Origin of the sequence: Streptomyces sp. NPDC058964 (assembly GCF_042741275.1) — a bacterium.
In the GTDB taxonomy this organism is placed as follows: Bacteria; Actinomycetota; Actinomycetes; order Streptomycetales; family Streptomycetaceae; genus Streptomyces.
This window is the reverse complement of the sequence record NZ_JBHYKH010000469.1, coordinates 1-7,150: the sequence shown is the minus strand read 5'-3', so window position 1 is coordinate 7,150 and position 7,150 is coordinate 1. Positions and strand designations below refer to the sequence as shown.

The 7,150-nt window shown below is 72.0% G+C and carries 7 protein-coding genes and 1 pseudogene; 6 read left to right on the top strand and 2 right to left on the bottom strand.

The features are described from left to right. The 5 genes and pseudogenes from ACFW2E_RS37325 to ACFW2E_RS37305 form a co-directional block, all read left to right on the top strand. A pseudogene (locus ACFW2E_RS37325) lies at window positions 1-824 on the top strand (hypothetical protein); the annotation flags it as partial. Between the two features lie 136 nt (window positions 825-960). Continuing rightward, entirely contained in the window at window positions 961-1,920 is a 960-nt protein-coding gene (locus ACFW2E_RS37320) for an ABC transporter ATP-binding protein (protein WP_384473615.1), read from the top strand. Continuing rightward, window positions 1,917-2,657: an ABC transporter permease gene (locus ACFW2E_RS37315; protein ID WP_384473612.1), complete on the top strand. Its 741-nt coding sequence runs from the start codon at window positions 1,917-1,919 to the stop codon at window positions 2,655-2,657. Before ACFW2E_RS37320 ends, ACFW2E_RS37315 begins: the two co-directional genes overlap by 4 nt. Next, window positions 2,654-3,844: a sensor histidine kinase gene (locus ACFW2E_RS37310; protein ID WP_384473608.1), complete on the top strand. Its 1,191-nt coding sequence runs from the start codon at window positions 2,654-2,656 to the stop codon at window positions 3,842-3,844. The genes ACFW2E_RS37315 and ACFW2E_RS37310 overlap by 4 nt, the downstream gene beginning before the upstream one ends. A gap of 10 nt (window positions 3,845-3,854) precedes the next feature. Further along, window positions 3,855-4,469: a response regulator transcription factor gene (locus tag ACFW2E_RS37305; protein WP_384473605.1), complete on the top strand. Its 615-nt coding sequence runs from the start codon at window positions 3,855-3,857 to the stop codon at window positions 4,467-4,469. Between the two features lie 49 nt (window positions 4,470-4,518). Here the strand turns inward: ACFW2E_RS37305 and ACFW2E_RS37300 are convergent, their stop codons facing one another. Together ACFW2E_RS37300 and ACFW2E_RS37295 are read right to left on the bottom strand one after the other, a co-directional pair. After that, a complete protein-coding gene (locus tag ACFW2E_RS37300; RefSeq protein ID WP_384473602.1) occupies window positions 4,519-5,370 on the bottom strand; it encodes a tetratricopeptide repeat protein in 852 nt (283 codons plus the stop codon). A gap of 29 nt (window positions 5,371-5,399) precedes the next feature. Continuing rightward, on the bottom strand, window positions 5,400-6,548 hold the full coding sequence (locus ACFW2E_RS37295) for a GNAT family N-acetyltransferase (protein ID WP_384473599.1): 1,149 nt from the start codon (window positions 6,546-6,548) through the stop codon (window positions 5,400-5,402). Window positions 6,549-6,688: 140 nt separating this feature from the next. Between ACFW2E_RS37295 and fdxA the strand changes: the two genes are divergently transcribed. Next, window positions 6,689-7,009 carry a ferredoxin gene (gene fdxA, locus ACFW2E_RS37290; RefSeq protein WP_030929316.1) on the top strand — a complete coding sequence of 107 codons (321 nt, stop codon included), beginning with the start codon at window positions 6,689-6,691 and terminating at the stop codon, window positions 7,007-7,009. The last annotated feature ends 141 nt before the right edge of the window (window positions 7,010-7,150 follow it).

Here is a 7,150-nt window from a genome sequence, read left to right as displayed (position 1 = left end):
GCGTGGACATCGGCGGCGGCACCCGCGACGACGCCGTCAGGGCGCTCGACGACGCGTTCGGCGAGCGCGTGAACAAGCCCCTGAAGCTGTCGGTGGGCGGCAGGACGGTCTCGCTCGCGCCGGACAAGGCGGGGCTCCAGTTCGACATGAACGCCACGGTCGGCGCGGCCGCGGAGAGCGACTACAACCCGATCTCCGTGATCGGCTCCCTCTTCGGCCAGAAGCGGGTCGTGGAGCCGGTCATGCCGGTCGACGAGGAGAAGCTCCAGGCCGCGCTGCAGGACGTCGGCGGCGGCTCCGGCTCGGTCACCGAGGGCACGATCAAGTTCCGGTCCGGCAAGGCCGTCGCCGTGTACGGCAAGGCGGGCAAGGGCATCGACGCCGGTGCCTCGACCAAGGCGGTCGAGCAGGCCTACCGGTCGATGGTGGAGAGCGACACGGCCTCCCCGGTCACCGTGCCCACCACGACGCAGCAGCCGACGGTCTCCAACGCCGAGGTCGACCGCGAGATGAAGCAGTTCGCGGAGCCGGCGATGTCCGGCCTCGCCACCGTGCAGACCGACGCGACGCACAGCATCAAGTTCGGCCCCGTGTCGCTGCCGAAGATCCTCGGGGTCAAGGCGGTCGGCGGCAAGCTCGTGGAGACGTACGACCTCGAAGCGCTCAAGAAGGCGTACGGCAGCACGTTCGACGGCGTGCAGATCGCGACGGCCACCGGGAAGCGCGGCGTCCTGCCCCAGGACGTCGTCGCCGCGCTGCGCAAGGCCCTGCGCGGCACGACGCAGGCGCAGCGCATCGGAGTCATCGACACCACCCCGAACTAGCCCGGCCCGGACAGGGGCGCCCAGTGATCACCGGGCGCCCCTCCCACCTGTCACGAGGCCGGTATGACATCTGTCATCCGGCACTCGGGACCCCCGACACTGCCGTGCCACGGGCCTCCGCCGTCAGCATGGAGCCATGACAACGACAGCGGCGACCACCAGCACCCCGGTGGTCGGGTTCGATCAGGTGAGCAAGACCTACGGGAGCGTACGGGCGGTCGACGGGCTCTCGCTCACGCTGCATCCCGGGGAGACCGTGGCCCTGCTCGGGCCGAACGGGGCCGGCAAGTCCACCACTCTCGACCTGCTCCTCGGCCTCAAGCAGGCCGACGGCGGCACGGTCAGCGTCTTCGGAACCAGCCCGCGCGAGGCGATCGTCGCCGGGCGGGTGGGCGCCATGCTGCAGAGCGGCGGACTGATGGACGAGGTCACGGTCACCGAGCTGGTCAGGCTCGCCTGCGATCTGCACCCCAAGCCGTACAAGGTCACCGACGTCCTGGCCCGCGCCGGGATCTCCCAGATCGCCGACCGCAAGGTCAACAAGCTCTCCGGCGGCCAGGCCCAGCGCGTCCGCTTCGCCCTCGCCACCGCCGGTGACAGCGACCTGATCATCCTGGACGAGCCGACCACCGGCATGGACGTCTCCGCCCGCCAGGCCTTCTGGGCTACCATGCGCGACCAGGCCGACCAGGGCCGTACGGTCCTGTTCGCCACCCACTACCTCGAAGAGGCCGACGCCATCGCGGACCGCGTGCTCGTCCTGCACCGCGGCAGGCTCCTCGCCGACGGCACCGCCGCCGAGATCAAGGCGAAGGCGGGCGCGCGACGGGTCTCCTTCGACCTGGAGGGCGAGATCGACGAGACCTCGCTGCGCGCGCTGCCCTTCCTGGCCTCGATCACTGTGTCCACTAGCGGCTCCGCCGCGGGCTCCGGCCAGACCGTCCGCATCCAGTCCACGGACGCCGACGCCACCGTCCACGCCCTGTACGGCCTCGGCGTCTACCCCCGCAACCTCGAGGTCGCCGGGCTCGGGCTCGAGCAGGCCTTCGTCGCCATCACGGAGGCCGAGGAGGCCAAGGAGGTCACCGCGTCGTGAACAGCCTGATCAAGCTGGAGCTCGCCCGCGCCCTGCGCAACCGCAAGTTCCTGTTCTTCTCGGTGATCTATCCCTCGGCCCTGTTCCTGCTCATCGCGGGCAACGCCGACGCCCACACCAAGGTCGACGGCAGCGGCCTGACCATTCCGACCTACATGATGGTCTCCATGGCCTCCTTCGGCGCCCTGACCGCCGTCCTGATGGGCAACAGCGAGCGCATCGCCAAGGAGCGCGAGAGCGGCTGGGTACGGCAGCTGCGGCTGACCGCCCTGCCGGGGCGCGGATACGTGCTCGCCAAGACCGCCAGCGCGGCAGTGGTGAGCCTCCCGTCCATCGTCATCGTCTTCGTCGTCGCCGCGCTGGTGAAGGACGTACGCCTGGACGCCTGGCAGTGGCTCGCCCTCACCGGCGCCATCTGGGCCGGCAGCCTGGTCTTCGCCGCGCTCGGCGTCGCCATCGGCTACCTGGCCAGCGGGGACGCGGTCCGCCCGATCACGATGATCACCTACTTCGGCCTGTCGATGCTCGGCGGCCTGTGGATGCCCACCACGACCTTCTGGCCGTGGCTCCAGGACATCGCGAAGTGGCTGCCCACGCACGCGTACGCTGCCCTGGGGCGGTCGATCGAGCAGAGCCAGGCCCCGCACGCACAGGACGTCGCCATCCTCGCCGTCTTCTTCGTCCTCTTCGCGGGCGGGGCGGCCTGGCTGTACCGGAAGGACACGCTGAAGGCGTGAGCGTGATGACGGAAGACCCGCTGACCGAGGAAGTCCGCCGGGAGCAGCTGATCCCCCTGGGGCAGTCACCCCGCGACCGGCGCGACCTCTTCCTGCGCAAGGTGCTGTGGATCGGTGTCTGGCTGGTTTTCCTCAGCTCCCCGGTCGACGACCTCGTCTCCGGGGAGCACACCACCGCGGGCACCGTGGCCGGCTGGCTGGGCCTCGCGGTCTTCGTCGGGATCTATCTGGCCCTGGTCTTCCGCGACATGGGCAAGCCGCCCGCTCCGAGACGCGCCGGCGGTCTGGTCGCCGTCCTGGGCGTGCTGGCAGTCCTGCTGTCCTTCACGCTCGGCGCCCCGTGGCTCGCCCTCTTCTGCTACGTCTCCGTCGCCTGCGGGGCCACTTTCCCGCTGCGGGCCGCCTTCTGGGCGATTCCGGCGACGGCGGGCGTGATGCTGCTGGTCGGTCTGCACGTCGGTGAGAAGAGCGCCCTGGACCTGGTCGTCCTGCTCGTCCTCATCGGATTCGCCATGACCGGTGTCGTCCAACTGGTGCGCACCACGGTCGAGTTGCGCAAGGCCAGGGCCACCGTCGCCCAGCTCGCCGCCAACGAGGAGCGGCTCCGTCTCGCCCGTGACCTGCACGACCTCCTCGGCCACTCCCTCTCCCTCATCACGCTCAAGAGCGAGCTGGCCGGGCGGATGCTCCCCGACCACCCCGACACGGCGGCCCAGCAGGTCGCCGACATCGAAAAGGTCAGCCGCCAGGCCCTGGTGGACGTCCGTGAGGCGGTCACCGGCTACCGGCGCCCCCGCCTGGCCGCCGAACTCGCCGGTGCCCAGGTCGCCCTGACCGCCGCCGGCGTCACCGCCGGGATCCCCGCCGACCCCGACCTCACCGGCGTCGCCGAGGACGGTGAGTCCGCGCTCGCCTGGGCCCTGCGCGAGGCGATCACCAACGTCGTACGGCACAGCGGCGCCCAGAAGTGCACGGTGGAGGTGCTGCGCCGGCAGACCCTGGACGGGCCCGTCCTCGAACTCTCCGTCGAGGACAACGGATCCGGCGGCCCGGCCAAGGGCCCCGGCAACGGCCTGACCGGCCTGACCGAGCGACTGGAGAAGGTCGGCGGCAGCCTGGAGGCGGGCCGCGTCAGGCATGGATTCCGGCTGGTCGCACGCGTGCCCACGGCCACCGCGGGGACGTAGTATCCGGGGCATGAGCAGCCCGATCAAGGTCCTCCTCGCCGAGGACCAGTCGATGGTCCGCGAGGCACTGGCGGCCTTGCTGGGCCTCGAGGACGACATGGAGGTCGTCGCCCAGGTGTCGCGCGGCGACGAGGTGCTGGCGGCCGCGCGCGAGCACGGCGTGGACGTCGCCCTGCTCGACATCGAGATGCCGGGCTGCACGGGCATCGAGGCCGCGGGCCGGCTCCACAGGGAACTCCCCGCGGTGAAACTGGTCGTCCTCACCACCTTCGGCCGCCCCGGCTATCTGCGCAGCGCCATGGAGGCGGGCGCCGACGCCTTCCTGGTCAAGGACGCCCCCGCGGCCCAGCTCGCCGAGGCCGTCCGCAAGGTGCTGGCCGGAGAGCGGGTCATCGACCCCACCCTCGCCGCGGCCGCGCTCGCCGAGGGCGCCAACCCGTTGACCGACCGGGAACGCGAGGTCCTGCGGGCCGCCGCCGACGGCTCCACCAACGCGGAACTCGCGGCCGCCCTGCACCTCTCCCAGGGCACGGTGCGCAACTACCTCTCCACGGCGATCCAGAAGCTGGCGGTGCGCAACAGGGCGGAGGCCGTGCGCATCGCGCGGGAGAAGGGCTGGCTGTAGCCCTGCCGGACCTGCGCCGACGGGCCCGGACGGCCATGTGCCGACGGCCCTAGTTGAGCATCGACCGTGCCGTGTGCGCCTGCCGCCGTACCCGCTGCGCGGTCGGTTCGTCCACCGCGTCCACCAGCTCGGCGTACGCCTCCAGCTCCGCCGCACCGGCGAGGAACTCACCCCGCTGCACGAGGAGTTGTGCCCGCTCGTAGCGCAGCCGCGCCGGATGCGAGGGCAGCAGCAGGGACAGCTCCACCGCCCACAGGGCCACGTCCGACCGCTCGGGCCGGGCCGCGGCCCAAGCCCGGACGTTGTTCAGGATCCGCAGCACCACGTCGAGGGGGTCCGCGGGCACCAGCATGGACGGATCCAGCGGAGCCCCCGTCGCCCCGACGACGAGCAGTTCGGCGTCCGTCCCGGTGAGCACCCGGCCCCCGTCGAACGGATCGGCCAGCACCTGTTCCTCCGCCGCCCCGAACCCGACGACGAAGTGCCCCGGCAGCGCGACCCCGTACACCGGGGCGCCGGCCCTCCGCGCGACCTCCATCCACACCACCGACAGCAGGATCGGCAGCCCGCGGCGCCGCCGCAGCACCTCGTGCAGCAGTGACGACTCCAGGCGGTGGTAGTCCGCGGCGGACCCGTGGAACTCACAGCGGACGCCGAGCACCCTGTGCAGCGCCGTCGCCCAGGCCAGGGGCCCGCCGGGCCGGAACGGCAGCTGTCCCGCCAGCCGGTCCAGCTCGATCTGCGCGGCGTCCATGCCCGCCTCGTCCAGCGAGCCGTCCGCCTCCGCGCCCAGCAGCAGACAAAGGGCCGACAGATCGGGCCGTTCGGCCCGTGCCTCGTCGGCGAACCGCCGCCGCAGTTCGGCGGAGCGTTCCGGGGGAGGGGGACAAGGCCGACGCATACCAGGTTCGTGCCCTTTCACGACGCTCCTTACCACCGGCCGGCGCCGGAGGCATCCGGTTCCCGGTAGTGGTGGTACGCGTGATGCGCGGCGAAGCCCATCCCGGCGTACAGCGTCCGGGCCCCCTCGTTGTCCGCCTCGACCTGCAGCCAGGCCGCCGAGGCGCCCTCGGCCAGGGCCTGCCGGGCCAGGGCGGCCATCACGGTCGTGGCCAGTCCGCGCCGGCGCCGCTCCGGTGCCACCTCGACGGCCGCGAACCCGGCCCACCGTCCGTCGACGACACACCGGCCGATCGCGTCCGGCACACCTCCGTCCTCGCCCGGGACGGCCGCGAACCACACCGACGGCCCACTGCCCAGCACCCGCAGGGCCACCTCGCCCACCCCCTTGCGCTGGTAGCGCGCGAGCCATGCCTCGTCCGCCCGCCGGGACAGCACCACCCCCGCACCCTCGGCCCGGTCGGCCACCGCAGCCAGCGCGCCGACCCACAGACCGGCGGTCACCTCGCGCACCCAGCCGCGCCGTTCCAGCTCCGCGCACAGCTGTTCCTGCGTGCCCTCGGCGCCGGTCGCGGTCTGGACGTACGCGGGCAGGCCGCGCTCGCCGTACCAGCGTCGTACGGCCTCCAGGGCCGCGTCGAGCGGAAGGCCCGGGTCGCCGAGCGGCAGCACGCTGTTGGCCCGTCTGGTGAAGCCCGCCCGCCGCCCGGCCACCGGCCCCCACGGACGCTCCCCCGGAGCCGAACGCCTGGGAGGACCCCCGTCGCGCGGCACCTCCCGGACTGCTGCCCGCAGCTCCCATTCGCCCAGCCGTGCGCTCTCCACCGGCCGCCACGCGCGCGAGGAGACGCGCGCGAGCTCCTCGTAGGAGGCCGCGGGACCCCTCCGACGCGCCGGGGCAGTCGTCGCGCGCGAAGCGCCTCCTTGAGGGGTGGCGGCCGGGCGGAGGGCGGGAACGACCTTGCCCGCGACCAGCGAGGATTCCGCAATCCGGACGGTCTCCCCGTTCCGTCGTGTGATCAGCAGCACACCGTCGTCCCAGGATGTGAGAACACCCACCGTGTCGGTGAACTTCTCACCCGGTGTTCCAGGTTCGCTCGAGCGCCGTACGGAGACTCGTTTACCCACGTCAGCAGCGGTGACACGGACCTCGAGTCGCCCGGCAGCAGAGATTTCCACAGGTCGGTTCACCCCTCCTGTTCGGATCATGCCCAAGAACGGAGATACTAGGGGCGGGCATCGACGACGCCGCGCTCCCGCGCGCCAGGCGGCGGAGCCTGAGGAGGCCCGCCAGCGCCCTATCGAGGAGGAACGACAGCGTGACCTACGTCATCGCGCAGCCTTGTGTCGACGTGAAGGACAAGGCGTGCATCGAGGAGTGCCCGGTCGACTGCATCTACGAGGGCCAGCGGTCCTTGTACATCCACCCGGACGAATGCGTCGACTGTGGTGCCTGTGAGCCGGTCTGCCCGGTCGAGGCGATCTTCTACGAGGACGACACTCCGGAGGAGTGGAAGGACTACTACAAGGCGAACGTCGAGTTCTTCGACGAGCTGGGCTCTCCCGGTGGTGCCAGCAAGCTGGGTCTGATCGAGCGCGACCACCCCTTCATCGCCGCGCTGCCGCCGCAGGCCGAGTAATCCGCAGGCGGCCAAGCGGCCCCGCAAACCGCGCCGCCGCGGGGGCCGGGGGGGGGGGGACCCCCCGAAACACCCCCCCCCGCGCCGGGGGGGGGGGGGGACCGCAAAACATAGACAGACAGAAAAAAGCCAGAGGACCCC